General features: G+C 68.8%; 19 protein-coding genes. 14 read left to right on the plus strand and 5 right to left on the minus strand.

Annotated elements, in window-relative coordinates:
- Window positions 1-176: 176 nt before the first annotated feature.
- The 9 genes from IHE46_RS06695 to IHE46_RS06735 all read left to right on the plus strand — a co-directional run bounded on the left by IHE46_RS06695 (window position 177) and on the right by IHE46_RS06735 (window position 8,005).
- Window positions 177-1,190 carry a LacI family DNA-binding transcriptional regulator gene (locus IHE46_RS06695; protein ID WP_192163863.1) on the plus strand — a complete coding sequence of 338 codons (1,014 nt, stop codon included), beginning with the start codon at window positions 177-179 and terminating at the stop codon, window positions 1,188-1,190.
- Window positions 1,191-1,232: 42 nt separating this feature from the next.
- Window positions 1,233-2,549: an MFS transporter gene (locus tag IHE46_RS06700; RefSeq protein WP_225562863.1), complete on the plus strand. Its 1,317-nt coding sequence runs from the start codon at window positions 1,233-1,235 to the stop codon at window positions 2,547-2,549.
- Window positions 2,550-2,686: 137 nt separating this feature from the next.
- Window positions 2,687-3,235: a DsrE family protein gene (locus IHE46_RS06705; RefSeq protein ID WP_192163864.1), complete on the plus strand. Its 549-nt coding sequence runs from the start codon at window positions 2,687-2,689 to the stop codon at window positions 3,233-3,235.
- Window positions 3,236-3,407: 172 nt separating this feature from the next.
- On the plus strand, window positions 3,408-4,349 hold the full coding sequence (locus tag IHE46_RS06710; protein ID WP_192163865.1) for a substrate-binding domain-containing protein: 942 nt from the start codon (window positions 3,408-3,410) through the stop codon (window positions 4,347-4,349).
- 10 nt (window positions 4,350-4,359) lie between these two features.
- Window positions 4,360-5,001 (plus strand): c-type cytochrome, encoded by a 642-nt coding sequence (locus tag IHE46_RS06715; RefSeq protein ID WP_192163866.1) that lies wholly within the window; start codon window positions 4,360-4,362, stop codon window positions 4,999-5,001.
- Window positions 5,002-5,012: 11 nt separating this feature from the next.
- Window positions 5,013-5,951: a c-type cytochrome gene (locus IHE46_RS06720; protein WP_192163867.1), complete on the plus strand. Its 939-nt coding sequence runs from the start codon at window positions 5,013-5,015 to the stop codon at window positions 5,949-5,951.
- Window positions 5,948-6,376 (plus strand): TIGR01244 family sulfur transferase, encoded by a 429-nt coding sequence (locus tag IHE46_RS06725; protein WP_192163868.1) that lies wholly within the window; start codon window positions 5,948-5,950, stop codon window positions 6,374-6,376. The genes IHE46_RS06720 and IHE46_RS06725 overlap by 4 nt, the downstream gene beginning before the upstream one ends.
- Complete coding sequence (locus IHE46_RS06730) at window positions 6,376-7,143, plus strand: sulfite exporter TauE/SafE family protein (RefSeq protein WP_192163869.1); 768 nt, start codon at window positions 6,376-6,378, stop codon at window positions 7,141-7,143. Before IHE46_RS06725 ends, IHE46_RS06730 begins: the two co-directional genes overlap by 1 nt.
- 49 nt (window positions 7,144-7,192) lie before the next feature.
- Entirely contained in the window at window positions 7,193-8,005 is an 813-nt protein-coding gene (locus IHE46_RS06735) for a MerR family transcriptional regulator (protein ID WP_192163870.1), read from the plus strand.
- Between the two features lie 51 nt (window positions 8,006-8,056).
- On the opposite strand, the gene IHE46_RS06740 is transcribed toward IHE46_RS06735, so the two are convergent.
- Complete coding sequence (locus IHE46_RS06740; protein ID WP_192163871.1) at window positions 8,057-10,489, minus strand: prolyl oligopeptidase family serine peptidase; 2,433 nt, start codon at window positions 10,487-10,489, stop codon at window positions 8,057-8,059.
- A 137-nt stretch (window positions 10,490-10,626) separates the two neighbouring features.
- Between IHE46_RS06740 and IHE46_RS06745 the strand changes: the two genes are divergently transcribed.
- On the plus strand, window positions 10,627-12,780 hold the full coding sequence (locus tag IHE46_RS06745; protein WP_192163872.1) for a prolyl oligopeptidase family serine peptidase: 2,154 nt from the start codon (window positions 10,627-10,629) through the stop codon (window positions 12,778-12,780).
- Window positions 12,781-12,784: 4 nt separating this feature from the next.
- Here the strand turns inward: IHE46_RS06745 and IHE46_RS06750 are convergent, their stop codons facing one another.
- Window positions 12,785-13,738, minus strand: a complete 954-nt coding sequence (locus IHE46_RS06750; RefSeq protein ID WP_192163873.1) for a helix-turn-helix domain-containing protein — start codon at window positions 13,736-13,738, stop codon at window positions 12,785-12,787.
- A 131-nt stretch (window positions 13,739-13,869) separates the two neighbouring features.
- Between IHE46_RS06750 and IHE46_RS06755 the strand changes: the two genes are divergently transcribed.
- Together IHE46_RS06755 and IHE46_RS06760 are read left to right on the plus strand one after the other, a co-directional pair.
- Window positions 13,870-14,514, plus strand: coding sequence for a cysteine hydrolase family protein (locus tag IHE46_RS06755; protein WP_192163874.1), 645 nt, complete (start codon window positions 13,870-13,872; stop codon window positions 14,512-14,514).
- Window positions 14,515-14,592: 78 nt separating this feature from the next.
- The gene (locus IHE46_RS06760) at window positions 14,593-15,264 is read left to right on the plus strand and encodes an alpha/beta hydrolase fold domain-containing protein (protein ID WP_192163875.1); all 672 of its coding nucleotides are present in this window, start codon (window positions 14,593-14,595) and stop codon (window positions 15,262-15,264) included.
- A gap of 24 nt (window positions 15,265-15,288) precedes the next feature.
- On the opposite strand, the gene IHE46_RS06765 is transcribed toward IHE46_RS06760, so the two are convergent.
- Entirely contained in the window at window positions 15,289-16,230 is a 942-nt protein-coding gene (locus IHE46_RS06765) for a patatin-like phospholipase family protein (protein WP_192163876.1), read from the minus strand.
- Window positions 16,231-16,392: 162 nt separating this feature from the next.
- Here IHE46_RS06765 and IHE46_RS06770 point away from each other — a divergent pair, with 162 nt between their 5' ends.
- Window positions 16,393-18,153 (plus strand): SLC13 family permease, encoded by a 1,761-nt coding sequence (locus tag IHE46_RS06770; RefSeq protein ID WP_192163877.1) that lies wholly within the window; start codon window positions 16,393-16,395, stop codon window positions 18,151-18,153.
- A 28-nt stretch (window positions 18,154-18,181) separates the two neighbouring features.
- On the opposite strand, the gene IHE46_RS06775 is transcribed toward IHE46_RS06770, so the two are convergent.
- Together IHE46_RS06775 and IHE46_RS06780 are read right to left on the minus strand one after the other, a co-directional pair.
- Window positions 18,182-18,610 carry a hypothetical protein gene (locus IHE46_RS06775; protein ID WP_192163878.1) on the minus strand — a complete coding sequence of 143 codons (429 nt, stop codon included), beginning with the start codon at window positions 18,608-18,610 and terminating at the stop codon, window positions 18,182-18,184.
- 19 nt (window positions 18,611-18,629) lie between these two features.
- Window positions 18,630-19,529, minus strand: coding sequence for a lipid A biosynthesis acyltransferase (locus IHE46_RS06780; protein ID WP_192163879.1), 900 nt, complete (start codon window positions 19,527-19,529; stop codon window positions 18,630-18,632).
- A gap of 82 nt (window positions 19,530-19,611) precedes the next feature.
- Between IHE46_RS06780 and dtd the strand changes: the two genes are divergently transcribed.
- Window positions 19,612-20,052 carry a D-aminoacyl-tRNA deacylase gene (gene dtd / locus IHE46_RS06785; protein ID WP_192164086.1) on the plus strand — a complete coding sequence of 147 codons (441 nt, stop codon included), beginning with the start codon at window positions 19,612-19,614 and terminating at the stop codon, window positions 20,050-20,052.
- Window positions 20,053-20,105: the final 53 nt, after the last annotated feature.

Raw genomic sequence — 20,105 nt, forward strand, 5'->3', positions numbered from 1 at the left:
CTCCCCTCGCCCCGAGGGCTTCCTCGCCCGTGGCAAGCTAGTCAAATGTACCAGCGCTGTCAACAGAAAATACCAGCGCTGGTATTTTTGACCGGAACGGAGGAAATTCACGTGGATGCGCGCCTTGCGCATGGGTTAGCATGGGTCGTTGCAAGCCATACAGGGGTGGGCTTTAGATGCCTGCGAGAATCGAGGACGTCGCCGCGCATGCCGGCGTGTCCACCAAGACGGTGTCACGTGTCCTCAACGGCCATCCGAGCGTGCGCGCCACGCTGCGCACGCGCATCGAAGCCTCGATCCGCGCTCTCAATTACGTGCCCAATCCGTCGGCGCGCGGCCTGGCGGGCAACCGCTCGTACCTGGTCGCGCTGCTGTACGACAACCCGATGGCAGGCTCCAGCTACACGATGGAATTGATCGTGGGCGTGCTGCAGGCGTGCAAAGGGACGCCCTACAACGCCGTGCTGCACCCCTTCGACACGGCGGACGATCTGGCTGCGCAGATCGACGGCTTCGTGGCGACGCACCGCCCGGACGCGCTGGTGCTGGTGCCGCCCCATGCGAACAACGCCAAGCTGCTGCAGCGCCTCGACGAACTGGACATACGCTATTCCACGGTCTCCTCGAAGTTGCGCCAGTCGCGCATCGACATCGGCTTCGACGAGCGCCGGGCGGCGGCGGACATCGTCGAGCACCTGATTTCGCTGGGGCACCGCCGGATCGCCCACATCACCGGACTGCACGGGCACGGCGCGCGCACCTGGCGCCTCAGCGGCTATCGCGATGCGTTGCGCAAGGCGGGCATCGCGTATGACGAGTCACTGGTGGTGGAGGGCGATTTCACCTTCGCATCGGGCATGGCCGGCGCCAAGGCGCTGCTCGACCGGCGGCGTGCGCCCACGGCGATCTTCACGGCGAACGACGACATGGCCTGCGGCGTGATGCGCGAAGCCTACGAGCGCGGGCTCGCCATTCCCGGCGACCTGTCGGTCTGCGGCTTCGACGGCACGCCGGTATCGCAGCTGATCTCGCCCGGCCTGACCACGGTGCGCCAGCCGTGCCGGGAGATCGGTTGCCAGGCCGTCGAAAGCGTCCTGCAGTCGATCCGCGACCCGGCCCTGCGCCAGCAGGCGCGCGTGCCCTACGAAGTGCAGCTGCGCGCATCCACGGCGGCGCCCAGGAAGCCTTAGGATTCATCCCATACCGTCGCCGCGCTCATCCGGCTCCGACGGATGAGCGGGATGCGAATGACGGTGACCGACGACAAGGCCGAAGCTGCGACGCGCAGGCTCCCGCATGCCGGGACGACCTCCGGCGGAACGCTGCGCGCACGCCGCATCGGCTGGCCCTTCATCGCGGTCTACGGCGCGGCCTATACCGGCCTGTGGATGGCGCTGCTGCCGCCCATCCTGGTGGGCCTGGCGATGCGCGTGCGCGAGATCGACCCGGCGCACGCGACCGGCAGCCTGTCGCTGGTCGTGGGCGTGGGCGCGCTGTTGGCATTGTTCGGCAACCCGTTCTTCGGGCGCCTGTCGGACCGCACGACTTCGCGCTTCGGCATGCGCCGGCCCTGGCTGATCGCCGGCGCCCTGGGTGGCGCGGCGGGGCTGGCGATCGTCGCGCAGGCCGCCTCGGTGCCGCAGCTCCTGCTGGGCTGGTGCATCGCGCAGCTCGCCTACAACGCACAGTTGGCCGCGCTGGCCGCGATCCTTGCCGACCAGGTACCGGCGGAGCAGCGCGGCACGGTGTCCGGCGTGGTGGGCATCAGCCTGCCGCTGGGCATGGTGGCCGGCACCTTCCTGGTGGAGGCCCTCGCGTCTTCCACGCTGGCCATCTTCCTGGTGCCAGCCGCGATCGCAACGGCCAGCGCGCTCGCCCTGGCCTGGGCGCTGCCCGATCTGCGACTGGCGGCGGCGCAGCGGCCGCATTACGGATGGCGCGGATTCCTGGGCAGCTTCTGGATCAACCCCTTGCGCTTCCCCGATTTCGCCTGGGCCTGGAGCAGCCGCTTCCTGCTCTACGCAGGGGTCGCGCTGCTGATGACCTACCAGGAGTTCTACCTGATCCATCAGCTGGGCCGCGCCCCGGCCGATGCGCCGCGGCTGATTTTCCTGTCCACCCTGGTGCAGTCCTGCGCGGTAGCGATCTCCAGCGCCGTGGGCGGCGGCCTGTCCGATGCCAGCGGGCGGCGCAGGGCTTTCGTGTCCGGTGCGGCGTTGGTCTATGCGCTGGCTTTGTTGATGATCGCCTTCGCCGCTTCGTATGCCTGGTTCCTCGCCGGCATGGCGATCACCGGCATGGCACAAGGCGTCTATCTCGCCGCCGACCTCGCCCTGGTGACCGACGTGTTGCCGGAACGCGAAACCCATGCCGCCCGAAATCTCGGCATCTTCAACATCGCCAACGTCCTGCCGCAATCGCTGATGCCGGCAGTCGCGCCGGCCATCCTGTCGGTCAGCCACGGGAGTTATGCCGCGCTGTTCGTGGCGGCGGCGATCCTCGTCTCGTTGGGCGCCTGGGCCATCCTGCCGGTGCGCGGAGTGCGCTGAAGCATGGCCGGGCGCCACCGGTGCCGCATCAGATGCACTTATCGCCGGAATCACGAAAACCGTCTTGGCTTATCGGCACGGGCGGGCATAGCATGCGACGACACGTATCCACGCCACCATCGAATGGGGAGATCGCCATGTTCCGTCCGTTGCTTGCCAGCCTGCTCGCGCTCAGCCTGCTGCCCGCCGCCGCAATGGCGGACGATGCCGGCTTCTGGCAAACCCCCGTCATCACGGCCGCCGGCAAGATCCATCCGCTGCCGCAGGCCGCCTACCAGCCAGATCGCAATGCCACCTACAAGGTGGTGTTCACGATGACCATGCCCTCCGCCAAGCCGGACGAGGTCAACCCCGCCCTGGAGCGCGTGGCGCGCACGGTGAACCTGTACGCGCAGTCCGGCGTGCCGGTGAACCACCTGAAGTTCGTGGCCGTCGCCGCCGGCCCGGCGACGGCGATCGCGCTCAACGACGACGCCTACAAGCAGAAGTTCGGCGTGGCCAATCCCAACCTGCCGGTGATCGAGCAGCTGCGCAAGAACGGCATCGACATCGCCGTGTGCGGCCAAGCCTGGGCCGAACACAAGTTCGACTACGCCTGGAAAGACAGCCGCGTCACGCTCGCGCTGTCCCTGCTCACCACGGTCACGACGCTGGAGCACCAGGGCTACACGCTGATGCCGCTGTAAACGGTCGCCGCAGACAATCGCCTGCCGAGCCAGGGAGGCTCGGCGACGACTGGACGCGCTGTGCGTCTGACCGAACGGAACCGAGGCAGCCACGCTGGATTCGGCGAACCGGAAAAGCACAGGCCATGCTTTCGAACAGCAGGCCAACGTTGTCGCTCTCGAAGAGAACCCGATGAAACGAGCACGCTCACGATCCCTATGCCTGGCGACCCTGCTCGCTTTCGCCTGCAGCGCCCAGGCCGCCGGCCAGGCCAAGACCGATTACCTGCCGCCGTGGAACCCGCCGCCGGAAGGCATGCAGTTCAGCGTGCCGCCGTTCGACGCCATCGCCGACCTGCACGGCGACGTGGTCGATCCGCAGCTCACCGTGTTCTTCGCCGGCAACCAGTTCATGGTGGTGCACGACCTGGTCGCCGCGTTCAAGCAGGCGCACCCCGAATACCAGCGCGTGTTCGTGGAAACCCTGCCGCCCGGCATCCTCGCCAAGCAGATCGGCAGCGGCGTGCTGGTGATGGGCAACCTGCGCCTCGCGCTGAAGCCGGACGTCTACACGGCGGGCAAGGGCGCCGTCGACCGGCTGCAGATGCAGCACGGCTGGTTCGCCGACAGCGCCGACTACGCGCGCAACCCGCTGGCGATCCTGGTGGCGAAGGGCAACCCCAAGCACATCGAAGGGCTGAAGGACCTCGGCCGCCCCGACGTGCGCGTGAGCATGCCGAACCCGGCGTGGGAAGGCATCGCGAAGCAGATCGAGGATGGCTACCGCAAGGCCGGCGGCGACGCGCTCGATCACGCCATCATGGTCACCAAGGTGCAGGACGGCAGCACCTTCCTCACCACCATCCACCATCGCCAGTCGCCGCTGCGCGTGCTGCAGGGCGAATCCGATGCGGCGCCGGTGTGGTCCACCGAGGCGTACTTCCAGCAGCAGATCCTGCACCATCCGGTGGACACCGTGGCGATACCCGCGGCGCAGAACGCCGTCGGCATCTACACCGTGGCGCGTCTGAAGGCCGCGCCGCATCCGCAGGCGGCGAAGGACTTCTTCGACTTCATGCAGAGCCCGGCGGCGCAGGCGATCTACCGCAAATACGGCTTCCAGCCGCCGAAGTAAGGTGATGCCCATGCTGCGTACTCTCGGGCTTCTCGCCCTGCTGATTCCGCTGGGGGCCGGCGCCACCGATGCCGCATCGATTGCCCAACAAGGCAACGGCAAGGGCGCCGCACCCTGCATGGCCTGTCACGGACCCGACGGTGGCGGCAACAGCGCCACGGGCTTTCCGCGATTGGCCGGCCTCGATGCCGCCTACCTGAAGCAGCAGCTCGACGACTTCGCCAGCGGCGCGCGCGCCAATCCGGTGATGCAGCCGAACGCCAGCGCACTCAGCGAGGACGAACGCGCCGCGCTGGCGAAGTACTACAGCGCACTGCCGTTGCCCGCACGCCTCGCCACACCGCCGGCAGCCAAGCCCGATGCCGACGGCGAACGGCTCGCCGCGCGCGGCGACTGGAGCCGCGACCTGCCCGCCTGCGTGCAATGCCACGCACCGGGCGGCGTGGGCGTGGGCGCGAACTTTCCGCCGCTGGCCGGCCAGCCTGCCGCGTACATCGCATCGCAGTTGCGGGCGTGGCAACAGGGCACGCGCCACAACGATCCGCTGCAACTGATGCAGCACGTCGCCAAACAGCTCACGCCGCAGGAGATCGACGCCGTGGCCGGCTGGTTTGCCGCGCAACCGCTGCCGGCCCGGGGAAACGGGCCGTGAAGGAGTACGCCATGAAACGGCTGCCCGTCGCCCTGCTCGCGACCCTGACGCTCGCCGCGTGCTCGCATCCGGCTGCGGAAACGCCAGGCGCCACCAAGCCCGCGCCTGCCGCCAGCGTCGCGAGCGCTCCCGTGAAGCACCCGGCCGCACCCGCCTTCGCGCCACCTGCCGACTCCGACATCCCTGCCGGCCCGCTGGGCGACGAGATCCGCCTGGGCCGCGCGATCTTCACCGATACGCCCGCACAAGCCCACGACTACGTCGGCAACGGCCTCAGCTGCAGCAACTGCCATCTCGATGCAGGCCGCCTGGCCAACTCTGCGCCGCTGTGGGGCGCGTGGGGCATGTATCCGCAATACCGCAAGAAGAACGGCCACGTCAACAGCTTCGGCGAACGCCTGCAGGGCTGCTTCCGCTACAGCATGAACGGCAAGGCGCCGCCGCTGGACAGCGATATCATCGTGGCGCTGGAAAGTTACGCGTGGTGGATGAGCAAGGGCGCGCCGAACGGCGTGAAGCTGGCCGGCGCCGGCTATCCCAAGCAGGATTTCAAACCGCCGCAACCGCCCGACTACGCGCGCGGCGCCGTCGTGTACGCGAAGGACTGCGCGCTATGCCACGGCGCCGATGGCCAGGGCCAGCAGGTGAACGACCGCAACGTGTTCCCGCCGTTGTGGGGCCCGCAATCCTTCAACTGGGGCGCGGGCATGCACGAGCTCGACAATGCAGCCGCCTTCATCAAGGCCAACATGCCGCTCAGCCGCGGCGGCACGCTCAGCGACCAGGACGCGTGGGACGTGGCGATGTACATGGATGCGCACGAACGCCCGCAGGACCCGCGCTACGCCGGCGACGTCGCCGCCACCCGCGCGAAGTACCACGACACGCCGATGTCGCTGTACGGCACCACGGTGAACGGGCACCTGCTCGGCAGCGAGGCGTCGAAATGACCGCGCAAATCCATCGCCTCACCCCCACGTTCGGCGTGGCTCCGCAACTCGATGCGGGCGACATCGCCACGCTGGCCGCGCAGGGCTGGCGCAGCCTGGTCTGCAATCGCCCCGATGGCGAAGCCGCGGACCAGCCGGCCAGTGCCGAACTCGCGCAAGCCGCGGCTGCGCATGGCCTCGCATGGCACTACTTGCCCGTCGTCTCCGGGCAATGGCATGACGCCGATATCACTGCGTTTGCCGAGGCTCTGCGCACACTGCCCGCGCCGGTACTGGCGTTCTGCCGCAGCGGAACGCGCTCCATCCACCTGTGGGCGCTGGCGATGGCGGGCACGCTGGACGACGACAGCATCCAAGGCATCGCCGCCGATGCCGGCTACGTGTTGAACCCCGCAGTGCTGCATCGCGCGGACGCATCGTCCTGATGTTGGCCGACCTGCTGGCGCTGGCCTGCGGCTCGCTGGTGGGCTTTTCGCTGGCGCTGATCGGCGGCGGCGGCTCCATCCTCGCCTTGCCGATGCTGCTTTACGTGGTCGGTCTACACGACAACCCGCACCTTGCGATCGGCACCGGCGCAGTAGCCGTCGCGGCCAATGCCTTCGTCAACCTGCTGCCGCATGCGCGCGCCGGCCACGTGCGCTGGCCGGCCGCACTCACGTTCGCCGCCGCCGGCGTGGTGGGTGCGTTCGCCGGTTCCACGCTGGGCAAGCGCGTGGACGGCCACCACCTGCTCGCGCTGTTCGCCGTGCTGATGCTGGTGGTGGCGGCGCTGATGCTGCGTGGACGGCGCAATACGGCGGACGGCAGCTATCCGAAGCCGCGACTGTTTCCCCGTCTCGCCGCTACCGGGTTCGGCGCGGGCGCGCTGTCCGGCTTCTTCGGCATCGGCGGCGGTTTCCTCATCGTGCCGGGGCTGATCTTCGCCAGCGGCATGGAAATCATCGCCGCCATCGGCAGCTCGCTGGTCGCGGTGGGCGCGTTCGCCTCGACTACCGCGATCAACTACGCCGCCTCCGGCCTGGTCGACTGGCGCATCGCCGCGCTGTTCGTGGCCGGCGGCATCGTCGGCGGCTGGCTGGGCGCGCATCTGGCGCAGCGGTTGGCGCGCACTCGCGGCGCGCTCAACCTGGTGTTCGCGTTCGCCGTCATTGCGGTGGCGGTTTACATGCTGGCGCGCAATCTGCACGCTTGAACATGCCGCTTGACCTTGCCCCAAGGGCAAGCCGTAGTGTCCTCATCCGATGTCGAAATCCGCCGCCACTACCGAGTACTTGCGCATCGGCCAGATCGCCGAACGCACCGGCATGTCCGCCAAGGCACTGCGTCTGTACGAAGCCCGTGGCCTGCTGGCACCCGATGCACGTTCGGCCAGCGGCTATCGCCTGTACGGCACCCGGGCATTGGCGCGTCTGGCCGAGATCGCGGTGCTGCGCCGCGCCGGCTTCACGCTGGCCGAGATCGGCGCCCTGTTGCTGCGCGAAGCAGCGGCGACGGCGCTGATCGAGGCGCGCATCGTGGCCTTGCGGCGCGAGGTACGCAGCAAGTCAGCGGCGCTGGCCACGCTCGAGCAGGCGTGGCGGCGGCTGGACCCGGCATCGTCCACCGATATCGAACAACTTTTGGAGGGCATCCGGATGAGCGAAGAACTTGATGTGTGTTTCACCGAGGCACAATTGGCGGAGTTCCGGCGCAGCGGAGAGCTGCTGGGCCAGCACTTCACCGCGGAAGAGCGCGAGCAGCTGCGTCTGCGCGCCGAACGGCACGGCGCCGAAAACATGCAGAAGTATCAGCAGCAGTGGCCGCCGCTGATCGCGCAGGTGCGTGCGGCGATGGATGCCGGCACGCCGGCGGACGACCCTGCCGTTATCGAACTGGGCCGCCGCTGGCACGCGCTGGTCAACGCATTCAGCGGCGGTGACGCCAGCCTCGTGCGCAAGATGAAGGATACCTACCACAAGAAACCGCAGGCGATGGCGGCGCAGGGTATGGACCCGGCGATGTTCGTCTACGTCGGTGAAGCGATGCGGGCAGCTGGGCTGACGTTGCAAGCGTGAATCACACGCCCGGCGGTTCGTCGTTGCGAACTGCCGGGCGTGCCAGATGTTTCAGTCCGCGCGCTGCTTCACGTAGGTATTGAACAACTCGTCGATACGCCGGTATTCGTCGTACCAGTCGTCCGCATGCTCGAACTCGTGGCGCTCCAGCGGATACAGCGAGATCCAGAAGTTCTTCTTGTGCAGCTCCACGAAGCGCTGGTACAGGCGGATCGAATCGCTGGCCATCACGTTGTTGTCGATCAGGCCATGCTCGATCAGCAGCGGGTCCTGCAGGTTCTGCGCGTACTCGATCGGCGAACTGGTCTTGTACGCCTCGGGATCGAGTTGCGGATCGTTGAGGATGTTCGAGGTGTATTCGTGGTTGTAGGTGGCCCAGTCCGCCGGCGGGCGCAGCGCGGCGCCCGCCGCGAATTCGCCGGGTGCGCGCAGCAGCGCCATCTCCGTCATGAAGCCGCCGTAGCTGCCGCCGTAGATGCCCACGCGCTTGGGATCGACGCCGTGCTGCTTGACCAGCCACGCCTTGCCGTCGAGCAGGTCTTCGAGTTCCGGGTGGCCCATGTTGCGGTAGATCGCGTCGCGCCAGTCGCGGCCGTAGCCGGCGGAGCCGCGGTAGTCCATGTCCAGCACCACGTAGCCCTGCTGCACCAGCAGGTTCTGGAACATCTGCTCGCGGACGTAATAGGTCTCCTGCTTCGACACATCCTGCAGGTAGCCCGCCCCGTGCACGAAGATCACGGCGGGGCGCGAGGCGTGCGCGTCAGTTTCGTTGGCGGGGCCGTAGTACTTTGCGTAGACCACACCGGCGCCGTGCGAGGAGGGCACTTCGACGAACTGCGGCTGGACCCATGGGCGCGCAGTGAAGCCGCTCTTCATGGTGTCGGTGAGTTCGCGCGGCGTGCCGCCGCCGGCCGGCTGCACGGCGAGCTGGTCGAGCAGGTAGGGCGCGGAATGCAGCACGGCGAGCCGGCTGCCGTCGGGCGAGAGCGCGAAGCCGTCCGCGCCTTCGTACTGCGTCACGCGGGCGAGTTCGCCGCCGCTGGCCGGCACGCGATACACGTCGTAGCTGTATGGCGCCACCTTGTTCGTCAGCACGTAGAACCACTTGCCGTCCGGACTGAGCTGCGGCTGGCTGACCTCAAATTTGGTGTTGTCGGTGAGTGCCTTGGCGGCGCCGCCCAACGGTTTGACGTAGAGGCGCGACCAGCCGCTGGCTTCACTGAGGTACCAGAGCGTCCGGCCGTCCTTGAGCCAGCCGAAGTCGTTGAAGCTCCAGTTGATCCACGCGTTGTCGCGCAGGCGATCCTGCGATACCAATGAGTGATTGGCGAAGTCGACGCTGGCGATCCAGCGATCCTTGTTGTCGATGGAGCGCAACTGCACGGCGGCCTGGTTGCCGTCGTCGCTCCACGCGATGCCGCCGCCGCTGCCGTCACTGGCGATGGTGACCGGGCGCAGCGCGGGCGCCTGCAATGCCTTGGCTTCGTCGTCGTGGCCGGCCTTCTGCAGCGCAGCGATGGTCTGGTCGCGGATGACCTTGAGCGGGTCGTCCTTGATGCCGGGCAACGCATCGGTCTTGAGCGGCCACACCTTGTGCGCGCCGAGGTCGAGCAGCAGCAGCGACTGCGGCGCGGGATCGTCGCGACCCACGTAGGTGCGTGCCGCCTCCGCTTCGGTGTAACCCGAGTCGGTGACGTAATGGATCACGTCGGGCGCCTTGCCGTCGTCGTGATGCGCGGGTTCGGTGACCACCAGCATCCAGCGGCCATCGGGCGAGAGTTCGGTGTCCGCCGCCTTGATGCCGTTGCCCAGCCAGAACGGCTGCGGCGCGCGACCGGCGTCGGCGGCGGCCAGCGCCTGCTGCTGCGCGCGATGCGCGTCGCGGTCGGCCTTGATCTCGCGCAGCGTGCTGAACAGCGCGAGTTGCTGGCGGGCCAGCGCATCGGGCTCGGCCGCCTGCGGGTCGTCGGCGAACTTCAGGATGGCGGCGGGTGCGGTGACGCCGCTGGCCAGGTCGTAGCTGTACCAGTCGTTGCCGTCGCGGAATTGCAGCGCGCGCCCATCGGCGCTGAACTGCGGCGCGGCTTCGGGTTGCAGCGAGCGCGTGACCTGCACGCGACGGCCGCTGGCGAGGTCGACCAGGAACACGTCGCCATGCAGGATGAAGGCCGCATGCGTGTGGCTGCGGTCGTACACCGGCGCGCCCTCGGCCTGCGCCATCGCCGCGGCATCGAGCTTGCTGCTGGCGCCGCCTTCCGCGCCGACGCGGTAGAGGTCGCTCACGCTGTCGCCGTCGCGCTGCAGCCTGTAGTAGAGGCTGCGGCCATCCACGCTCCAGTAGGGACTTTCCACGGCATGGCCCAGCCAGTCGGGGCTGGCCATGATGGTTTCCAGGTCCAGCGGAGCGGATGCCGGCGCGGCCGCCAGGGTAGCGGCGGGCAGCACGGCGAGGGCGATCAGGCTGGCAAGCAGCAGGCGGCGCATGGGTAGTCCTTGCAACGTAAAGAGCCAGCATAAACGAGCCCGTGGCATGCGCGGCCCTCCCAGTGCCGGAAGTCAGGTGCGCGGCCTCGGGGTGCGGGAGTAGGCTCGCAGGCTGACCGAGCTCCCGGAGAACCCGCATGCGTCCCGTACTCGTTCTTTCCCTCGCGCTGGCCGTCGTCATGGCGGCAGACGCCGTCACCGCCCAGCAGATTCCCGACGTGCCGCGCAACGACGTACCGCTGATCGGCGAGCACGTCTCGCAGCCGCCTGCGTCGCCGCAGCGCGACGACGCCAGCGTGCTGCACGGCGTGCGCGTGCCCGATCCCTACCGCTGGCTGGAAGACGGCAACGCGCCCGCGGTGCGGCAGTGGATCGCCGGACAGAACCGCTACACCGACTACACGCTGGGCACGATGCGCGACGGCAAGGCGATGAGCGCGCGCGTGCAGCAGCTGGCGATCACCTCGGTCACGCGCTCCGCGCCGCTGCTGGCCGGCGGCACGCTGTTCTACCTGCAGGAGACGCCGCCGCAGCCGCAACCGCAGCTGATGGCGCAGCGGTGGCCGGACGGCACGCCGCACGTGCTGGTGGACCTCAATGCCAAGGGCGGCAACACCGCGATCACCGGCTACTGGCCTTCACCCAGCGGGCGCTACCTCGCCTACGGCACCGCCGAGGGCGGCAGCGAACTCACCACCCTCCATGTGCTCGACGTCGCCAGCGGCAAGACGCTGCGCGATGCGCTGCCCTGGGCCGGGGGCGGCACCACGCCGCAGGACGTGGCCTGGGATGCCAACGAGAAGGGCTTCACCTATGTGCGCTTTCCGCCGCCGCCCGCAGGCAAGGACGTGGTGCAGTTCAACGCCGCGCTGGCGCACCACGCGCTGGGCGAAGCGGCCGCGAAGGACGCGACGGTATTCGGCAAGGATTTCTCCAAGGTGGCCGAATACCGCCTGCTGGCTTCGCCCGGCGCCAGGCAGCTCGCCGTACTGGCGAACGCGGGCGATGGCGGCCCCGCCGAAGTGTGGCTGCGCGAAGGCGTGGAATGGAGGAAGGTGCTGGGCAACGAAGCCGACGTGCGTTTCGCCAACTGGGTCGGCCAGCAGCTGTACGTCGCCAGCTTCGCCGGCGCGCCACGCGGCAAGCTGCTCGCGGTGGATACGAACGGCGGCGCGCACCAGGTGCTGAACCAGCGCGAAGGCGCACTGCAGAACGTGGCGCCCGTCGCCGACGGCTTCCTGGTGGTGCGCAGCTGGGGGCCGGACTGGTGGGTGGAGCAGTACGACGAGTCCGCGAAATTCGTGCGCCGCCTGCCGCTGCCCGCCCACGGCATCGGCATCGGCGGCATCGCGGCCGAGCGGGGCCAGCCGCAGGCGCTCGTCGATTACGGCGGCTGGACGCTGCCCTCGCGCTGGGCCGAATACGACGCCAAGGACGGTACGCTCAAGACCGTGTTCGAGGTGAAGGCCGCAGCCGATTACTCGCAGATCCAGACCTACCGCATCGAGGGCGCCTCGAAGGACGGCACGAAGATCCCGGTCACCGTACTGGCGATGAAAGGCGTGACGCCGGACGGTACGCGGCCCACCATCCTCTACGGCTACGGCGGCTTCGACATTCCCGTGGCGCCGGGCTTCGTCGGCCCCGAGTTGGCGTGGCTGGAGCGCGGCGGCGTGCTGGCGTTCGCCACCATCCGCGGCGGCAACGAGAACGGCGAGCTGTGGCACGAACAGGGCCAGAAGCTGCACAAGCAGAACGTGTTCGACGACTTCCACGCCGCCGCGCTGGCGTTGACCGCTTCGCATTGGACCGACCGCCAGCACCTCGGCATCCTCGGCGGCAGCAACGGCGGCCTGCTGATGGGCGCCTCGCTGGTGCAGCATCCGCAGGATTACCGCGCCGTGGTGAGCATGGTGGGCATCTACGACGTGATCCGCCACGAGACCGAATCCGCCAACGGCGCCTACAACGTGCCCGAGTACGGCACCGTGGCCGACCCCGCTCAGTTCAAGGCCACGCTGGCCTACTCGCCGCTGCAGAACGTGCAGGCGCACACCGCCTATCCCGCCGTGCTGATGACCACCGGTGCAAACGATCCGCGCGTATCGCCGTGGCAGTCGCGCAAGTTCGCCGCGGCGCTGCAGAACGCCACCAGCTCGGGCCTGCCGGTGCTGCTGCTCACCCGCATGGACGCCGGCCACGGCATCGGCGCGCCCTTCAGCCAGCGCGTGGGCAACACGGCGTTGATGCTGACGTTCTTCGCACAGGAGCTGGGTTTGCCGGCGAAGTGATCCGTCAACCGCCGCGGAACTCGCGGCGGTACAGCGAAGGCGTGGTGTGCAGCATGGCGCCGAAATGCTGGCGCATGGACAGCGCGGTGCCGAAGCCGGTGCGTTCGGCGATGCGTTCGATGGGCTGGGCGGTGGTTTCCAGCAGGCGCTGGGCGAGTGCCAGTCGCTGCGCCAGCAGCCACTGGCCCACGGTGGTGCCGGTGTGCTGGCGGAAATGGCGGGTGAAGCTGCGCCGGCTCATGGCGGCGCGCAGGGCCAGCGAATCGAGGCTGTGCGCCTCGCCGAGATGGCGCGTGGCCCAGTCCAGCGCCTTCGTGAGCGGCGTGTCGCGTGCGGTCGCCAGCACCGGCTGCTCGATGTATTGCGCCTGGCTGCCCTGCCGGTGCGGCGGTACCACCAGGGTGCGCGCCATGCGGTTGGCCGCCTCTGCGCCGAGGCGGCGGCGCAGCACGTGCAGGCAGCAATCGATGCCGGCGGCGGTGCCGGCCGAGGTGAGCACGTCGCCCTCGTCCACATAGAGGACCCCGGGCTCGACCTGCACCTGCGGATAGCGTTCCGCGAAGCGCGCGGCCCAGCGCCAATGTGTGGTGGCGCGCCGGCCGTCGAGCAGGCCGGCCTCGGCCAGCACGAAGGCGCCCAAGCACAGGCCCACCACCAGCGCGCCGCGCGCGTGCGCCCGCCTGAGCGCGGCCAGCAGAGGCGCTGGCGGCGCCTCGCCCAGATCGCGCCACGACGGCACCACGACGATGTCGGCCCAGGCCAGGGTGCGCAGCCCATGCTGCGCCACGATGCCGAAACCCGCCTGGCTGCGCAGCTCGCCGGGCTCGGCGGCGCACACACGCAGATCGAAGGGCGATGCCTCGTCGCCGGCCGTCTCGCCGAATACCGCACACGGCACCGACAGATGGAAAGGCCGTATTCCGTCGAACGCCACTACCGCCACGCGTGTCCTGGCCATTTCGCAACCTCCGCATCGATTGGCCCGATTCTAACCAAGATTGGCAATCAGGCCACTGCTGGTCGAACCTTCGTGCGCGGATCATGGCGCCACCGGGACGAACCTGTCCCTTCCATCCGAGGAAAACCGCCATGAACGAAGTCAGCAAGCCGCGCCGCGCACTGATCGTGGTCGACGTGCAGAACGAATACGAGAGCGGCGGACTGCGCATCCAGTACCCGCCCGTAGCCGATTCGCTGCGCAACATCGGTCGTGCGATGGATGCGGCGCGCGCCGCGGGCATCCCGGTGATCGTGGTGCAGCAGTCGTCGCCGGCCGATGCGCCGCTGTTCGCCACCGGCTCGCGCGGCTGGGAATTGCATGCGGTCGTCGCCAGCCGTCCGCACGAACATTACTTGCGCAAAGTGCTGCCCAGCGCTTTCGCCGGCACCGACCTCGGCGACTGGCTCGGAGCGCACGCCATCGACACCCTGGCGGTGGTGGGCTACATGACCCACAACTGCAACGACACCACGATCAAGCATGCGTTCGACGCGGGCCTGGCGGTGGAATTCCTGATGGACGCCTCCGGCAGCGTGCCCTACGCCAACCGCGCCGGCACCGCGACGGCCGAGGAGATCCATCGCGTGTTCGCGGTGGTGGAGCAGTCGCGCTTCGCCGCGGTGATGACCACCGACGAATGGCTGGCCCATCTCGCCCAAGGCACCATGCCGGAGCGCGACAACATCCACGCTTCGCACCAGCGGGCGCTGGTGCGGCTGGGCGAGGCGGCCTGAGGCATTCGCCACCTTGCCATGGGCGGCAGGAACCGTCGCAGACGTTAAGCTGTGCTTCTTTCCGTCACGGTTCCTGCCATGTCCGCCCTGCTCCCCGCCGTCGAACACGAAACCGCCGCCAGCCCGCGCTACAGCGTGATCTGGCTGCACGGCCTGGGCGCGGACGGGCACGATTTCGCACCCATCGTGCCGGAGCTGGTGGCGGCCGACTGGCCGGCGCTGCGCTTCGTGTTCCCGCATGCGCCGGTGCAGCCGGTGACGGTGAACGGCGGCATGCCGATGCGCGCGTGGTACGACATCGTCGGCTTCGACTTGCTGGCGCGGCAGGACGAGGCGGGCGTCCGCGCCTCCATCGCCGCGGTCGAGGCGCTGATCGCGCGCGAGAACGAGCGCGGCGTGCCGGACGAGCGCATCGTGCTGGCCGGCTTCTCGCAGGGCGGCGCGATCGCGCTTTCCGCGGGGCTGCGCCATGCGAAGCGGCTGGCCGGCATCGTGGCGCTATCCACCTACCTGCCCATCGCCGACACGCTGGCCGCCGAGCGCAGCACGGCGAATGCCGACGTGCCGATCTTCCAGGCGCACGGCACGTTCGATCCGGTGGTGATCCCGCCGCGCGGCAGCGACAGCCGCGACCTGCTGCAACGCCTCGGCTATCACGTGGAGTGGCATGCCTACCCGATGGCGCACGCGGTCTGCGGCGAGGAGATCGCCGACCTCCGCGCGTGGCTGGGCCGGCGCTTCGTCGACTGACGGCGCGCCCATCGCAGCTCGAATTCAGAGCTTGTTCGAAGGTTCCCGCCGACGCGGCCAGTGTTCCAGCGCCTCGCGCGCCTGCTGGCGCCCCAGCTCGATCAGCTCGCGGGCACGGTAGAACTCGTAGGGGCTAGCCATGTTGCGCGGCAGCTGGATCAGCAGGTCCGGCTCGTAGGCGGAGAGGCGCAGCCGCGCCAGATTGGCCTGCATCAGGTCCATCGCCTGCGTGAGCAGTTCGAGCGCGCCGGGTTCGCGCGGCACGTCGGGGTTGCCACCGTGCGGCATCAGGCGGCTGATGAAGGCGCCAACGCGCTGGCGGTAGCCCGGCGCATCGCCCGCCTCCACTTCGATCGGTGTCGCCGGCGCGGATTCGATGGCCGCGCCGTCCACGCTCACCGCCATCAGGTAATCCACCGGTTCGCGGATCAGCGGCGTCACCGGCACCGGGTTGAGCAAACCGCCGTCCACCAGCCGGCGGCCACCGATGTGGTGCGGGCGAAAGATGGTGGGAATGGCGATCGAGGCACGGATCGCGTCGAACAGCGAGCCGCGCGACAGCCACACTTCGCGCTCGCGGTCGATGTCCACTGCCACGGCGGTGAAGGCCAGCGGCAGTTCCTCGATCAATGCGTCGCCGACCAGCGTGCGCAGCGTGCCGATGATCTTCTCGCCCTTGATGAGGCCGCCGCCGGAGAAGGTCCAGTCCACCAGCCTGAGCACATCGAACTTGGCCAGCGCGCAGACCCATTCGCTGTACACATCGAGCTTGCCTGCCGCGTGGATGCCGCCGACCAGCGCGCCCATCGAGCTGCCGGCGATGGCGGCGATGCGGTAGCCCTGCGCTTCCAGCTCCTCGATCACGCCGATGTGCGCCAGGCCCTTGGCGCCCCCGGCGCCCAGCGCCAGCGCCACGGTGGGCCGGTGCGACGCGTCGTCGGTTTCGGTCGAGAGCGGCGTATTCATCGGCGCATTGTGTCCCGAACCGGGGTTAACGTCTCGTGCGCGGTTTGCGTGCGGACCACCGTCGCGTAGCATGCGGGTAGAACGCCGTTCAGGCGCAAGGGTGAAACCGATGCATACAGCACGCGCGCCGTCGCCGCCGGCCGCACGAACCGGAGCCTGCGCATGAGTTGGCAGGCCTGGGCCGTGGTGGCCATCATCGCGGCCGCGATGGCGATGTTCGCCAGCGAGAAGCTGCGCATCGATCTGGTGGCGCTGCTGGTGCTGGCCGCGCTGGTGGTGCTGGGCATCGTCAGTCCCGCCGAGGCGCTGTCGGGTTTCAGCAACGAGGCCACGGTGACCGTGGCGGCGATGTTCGCGCTCAGCATCGGCATCGAGCGCTCGGGCGTCCTGGAACCGCTGAGCCGCCTGCTGATGCGCATCCGCCAGCCATGGCTGCTTACGCTCACCATGATGCTGGCGATCGCCCCACTGGGCGCGTTCGTGAAGAACATCGCGCTGGTCGCCACCTTCCTGCCGTTGGCGCTGCGCGTGTGCCAGCGCACCGGCACCTCGCCGGCGCGCGTACTGATGCCGATGGCCTATGCCGCGCAGATGGGCGGCGTGTGCACGCTGATCGGCACCTCGTCCAACCTGCTCGCCGATTCGCTGGCGCAGAAGAACGGGCTGCCCGGTTTCGGCGTGTTCGAGTTCACCGGCATGGGCGTGCTGCTGGCTGCGGCCGGCATCGCCTACCTGATGCTGGTGGGACGCTGGCTGCTGCCGCGCCACATCGAGGCGGACGACATCGAGGAAGTGGAGATCGGCAAATACGTCACCGAACTGGCACTCACCGCGCAGTCGCCGCTGGTGGGCAAGAGCATCGGCGAGGCGCAGCTGGGCGAGCGCTACGGCGTGTATCCGCTGGAGCTGCTGCGCGGCGAACGGCGGATGTGGTCGCCGCGTTCGCAGCAGATGGAAGCCGGCGACGTACTGCTGGTGCGCGGCGACTGGGAGAAAATCGAGGATTTCCAGCGCCGCGCCCACCTGCAGAACGTGCCGGAGAGCCGCTATGTGCGCGATGCCGACCATCCGCGCGTGCTCACCGAGATCATGGTGGCCCCGGCCAGCCTCGCCGAGGGGCGGCGGCTGGCCGAGACCGACCTCGGACGCCGGCCCGGCGCCGTGGTGCTGGCAATTCATCGCCGCGGCCAGGTGCTGCGCGACAAGCTCAGCGACACCAGCCTGGCGGTGGGCGACGTACTGCTGGTGCTGGTGGACGAAGACGGCATGCCGCAGCTGCGCGCCGACGACACCTTCATCGTGCTCAGCGAGCGCGACGATTCGCGGCGCATGTCGCGCAAGGCCATCGTGGCGGCGGCGATCATGGCCGGCGTGGTGGTGACGTCCGGCCTGCGCTGGCTGCCGATCCCGGTGGCCGCGATCTGCGGCGCGGCGGCGATGGCGCTCACCGGCTGCTTCGGCCGCAAGGACGTCTACGAGGGCATGGACTGGAAGATCATCGTGCTGCTCGGCGCGATCCTGCCGCTGGGCACCGCCATCGAGAACACCGGCCTTTCGCACGCCGTGGTGCACGCAGGCCTCAGCCTCATCGGCAACCACGGCCCGCTCGCCGCGCTGCTGATGGTGTATCTGCTCACCGCCCTGCTCACGGAGCTGATGGGCCACAACCCGTCCGTGGTGCTAATGGTGGGCATCGCCATCAGCGTGGCCCACGCCATGCATGCCGACCCGCACCCCTTCGTAGTGGCCGTGGCCTTTGCCGCCGCCACTTCATTCGCCACCCCGGTCGGCTACCCCACCAACACCATGGTGTATTACGCCGGCGGCTACCGCTTCACCGACTTCATGAAGGTGGGCATCCCGCTGATTGCGCTGTTCTGCGGGCTGTCGATGTGGCTGATACCGAAGTTCTGGCCGTTCTGATCCCGGGCCATGAATGGTGGTCGCAGCGTCAAATCTTGGCGGCCAAAACTGGCTTCTCCGTCGCAAGCGTGCGCAGATGCCGGCCATCAAAGCCGATGTATTGATCGACTGATTTACGGCCGTCAACGTCCTCGACCGTGACCGTGAAGTGAGGGCCATAGGCCGGATCGGTACCGAACCTTGCCGACAGCGTCTTGATGAGCGCGTGGTCGACGCCATGCTTTTCACAGAATTCGGGGAGCGCCGCCCGGTACAAGCCGATAGCCTTCAGCAGGCCCGGCGAGGCTCGATTTCCGGACGCGGTTGCTGCAAGAAAATCGATGACAATGAAGCCGGGCTCGTCCGCGGCAGCCTCGGCAAAGACATCTGTTCCATAGACACCGATCAGGAAGCCGACTCCACTGGCCAAGGAATGGGCAACGTTGTGCCCAACCGACTTGAGCGCGCCGAGTTTCATGAGTGCTCGGCGTCCCGCATCACCCCACGCCGCGCTCGCGATCGTAAGGACTGGGCCGGTCGTCGGCCGACCAGCGTTTGTACTGCCACTGGTACTGGGCGAAGGCCAGGTCCACGCACGCCTCCACACCGCGGTTGAGCGCGGTGCAGGCGGTGGCAAGGTCGGCGTCGGCCAACCCGTCCGGCGCGGGCAGCAGGTGGATGCGGTAGCCGGCACCTTGCGGCAGGCGTTCGGCGAAGGCGTACAGCACGGCGGCGCCGGTGCGCGCAGCCAGCCGCGGCAGCAGCACCATGGTCAGCGCATCGCGGCCGAAGAACGGCGCGAATTCGCCCTCGCCCGCACGCGGCTTCTGGTCGGGCAGGATGCCCACCGTGCCGCCCCCGGCGAGCCGCTTGTACAGCGTGCGCACACCCGCGCCCTCGGCGCGCACCTGCTCCGGCGCCAGCGCGCCGCGCACCTTGCGCAGCAGACCCTCCACCGCGGCGATGCGCGGCGGGCGATACAGGATCGCCATCGGCGTCTTGCGGCACAGCCAGTAGTTGAGGAGCTCCCAGCAGCCAAGATGCGGCGCGGCGATGACGACGCCCTTGCCAGAGGCCAGCGCGGCGTCGAACAAAGCCTCGCCGCGCACTTCGCGCACCAGCCGCAGCGCGCGCTCCGCGCCTGAGCCCCAGATCTTGATGATTTCGGTGGCCGATTTGCCGCTCTCGGCCAGCGCCTCGCGCAGCAGCGCATTGCGCGCGCCCTCGTCGAGGCCGGGCCGGGCGATGGCGAGGTTCACCGCCACGTGGTGCGCGGTGCGGGTGCGCCGCCACAGCGCGATGCGCCCCAGCAGGGCGCCGGCGGCATGCAGCGTACGCAACGGCAGCAGGGCAAGCAGGCGCAGCAGCAGGTAGATCAGGAACATGTCGGCACGCATCCATGCAGTGTACGGGATTGCCCTGCCGCCACCGGCCCGGATCGCGAGCTATGCTGCGCATCCCTTCCGCCATCAGACCGCCATGATCGCCCTGATCCAGCGTGTGCTTTCCGCCCGGGTCGAGGTCTCAGGCGAAACCGTGGGTGAGATCGGCCCCGGGCTGCTCGCCTTGGTGGCGGTGGAGCCCCATGACGGCGAGCGCGAGGCGCAACGCATGCTGCAGCGCCTGCTCGGCTACCGCGTGTTCAGCGACGAGACCGGCCGGATGAACCGCTCGCTGGCCGACACCGGTGGGGACCTGCTGCTGGTCAGCCAGTTCACCCTTGCCGCCGACACGCGTTCCGGCATGCGCCCCAGCTTCACCAGCGCCGCACCGCCCGAACACGGCCGGCACTGGTTCGAGCGGTTGCTGGAACTGGCGCGCGCCGCGCATCCAAGGGTGGAAACCGGGCGCTTTGGCGCCCATATGGTGGTAAGCCTGGTCAACGACGGGCCGGTGACTTTCCGGCTCGACACCGGCTGAACGTCTTTTTGCTCCCAGTGCTGCGCAAACCCGCGATCTGGCGCGATTTTTGC

Origin of the sequence: Rhodanobacter sp. DHG33 (genome assembly GCF_014843005.1) — a bacterium.
In the GTDB taxonomy this organism is placed as follows: Bacteria; Pseudomonadota; Gammaproteobacteria; order Xanthomonadales; family Rhodanobacteraceae; genus Rhodanobacter_A.

Bases quoted from the DNA above. Each gene is read 5' to 3' on its own strand.
- IHE46_RS06695 (WP_192163863.1), top strand. From the start codon at position 177: ATGCCTGCGAGAATCGAGGACGTCGCCGCGCATGCCGGCGTGTCCACC.
- IHE46_RS06700 (WP_225562863.1), top strand. From the start codon at position 1,233: ATGAGCGGGATGCGAATGACGGTGACCGACGACAAGGCCGAAGCTGCG.
- IHE46_RS06705 (WP_192163864.1), top strand. From the start codon at position 2,687: ATGTTCCGTCCGTTGCTTGCCAGCCTGCTCGCGCTCAGCCTGCTGCCC.
- IHE46_RS06710 (WP_192163865.1), top strand. From the start codon at position 3,408: ATGAAACGAGCACGCTCACGATCCCTATGCCTGGCGACCCTGCTCGCT.
- IHE46_RS06715 (WP_192163866.1), top strand. From the start codon at position 4,360: ATGCTGCGTACTCTCGGGCTTCTCGCCCTGCTGATTCCGCTGGGGGCC.
- IHE46_RS06720 (WP_192163867.1), top strand. From the start codon at position 5,013: ATGAAACGGCTGCCCGTCGCCCTGCTCGCGACCCTGACGCTCGCCGCG.
- IHE46_RS06725 (WP_192163868.1), top strand. From the start codon at position 5,948: ATGACCGCGCAAATCCATCGCCTCACCCCCACGTTCGGCGTGGCTCCG.
- IHE46_RS06730 (WP_192163869.1), top strand. From the start codon at position 6,376: ATGTTGGCCGACCTGCTGGCGCTGGCCTGCGGCTCGCTGGTGGGCTTT.
- IHE46_RS06735 (WP_192163870.1), top strand. From the start codon at position 7,193: ATGTCGAAATCCGCCGCCACTACCGAGTACTTGCGCATCGGCCAGATC.
- IHE46_RS06740 (WP_192163871.1), bottom strand. From the start codon at position 10,489: ATGCGCCGCCTGCTGCTTGCCAGCCTGATCGCCCTCGCCGTGCTGCCC.
- IHE46_RS06745 (WP_192163872.1), top strand. From the start codon at position 10,627: ATGCGTCCCGTACTCGTTCTTTCCCTCGCGCTGGCCGTCGTCATGGCG.
- IHE46_RS06750 (WP_192163873.1), bottom strand. From the start codon at position 13,738: ATGGCCAGGACACGCGTGGCGGTAGTGGCGTTCGACGGAATACGGCCT.
- IHE46_RS06755 (WP_192163874.1), top strand. From the start codon at position 13,870: ATGAACGAAGTCAGCAAGCCGCGCCGCGCACTGATCGTGGTCGACGTG.
- IHE46_RS06760 (WP_192163875.1), top strand. From the start codon at position 14,593: ATGTCCGCCCTGCTCCCCGCCGTCGAACACGAAACCGCCGCCAGCCCG.
- IHE46_RS06765 (WP_192163876.1), bottom strand. From the start codon at position 16,230: ATGAATACGCCGCTCTCGACCGAAACCGACGACGCGTCGCACCGGCCC.
- IHE46_RS06770 (WP_192163877.1), top strand. From the start codon at position 16,393: ATGAGTTGGCAGGCCTGGGCCGTGGTGGCCATCATCGCGGCCGCGATG.
- IHE46_RS06775 (WP_192163878.1), bottom strand. From the start codon at position 18,610: ATGAAACTCGGCGCGCTCAAGTCGGTTGGGCACAACGTTGCCCATTCC.
- IHE46_RS06780 (WP_192163879.1), bottom strand. From the start codon at position 19,529: ATGCGTGCCGACATGTTCCTGATCTACCTGCTGCTGCGCCTGCTTGCC.
- dtd (WP_192164086.1), top strand. From the start codon at position 19,612: ATGATCGCCCTGATCCAGCGTGTGCTTTCCGCCCGGGTCGAGGTCTCA.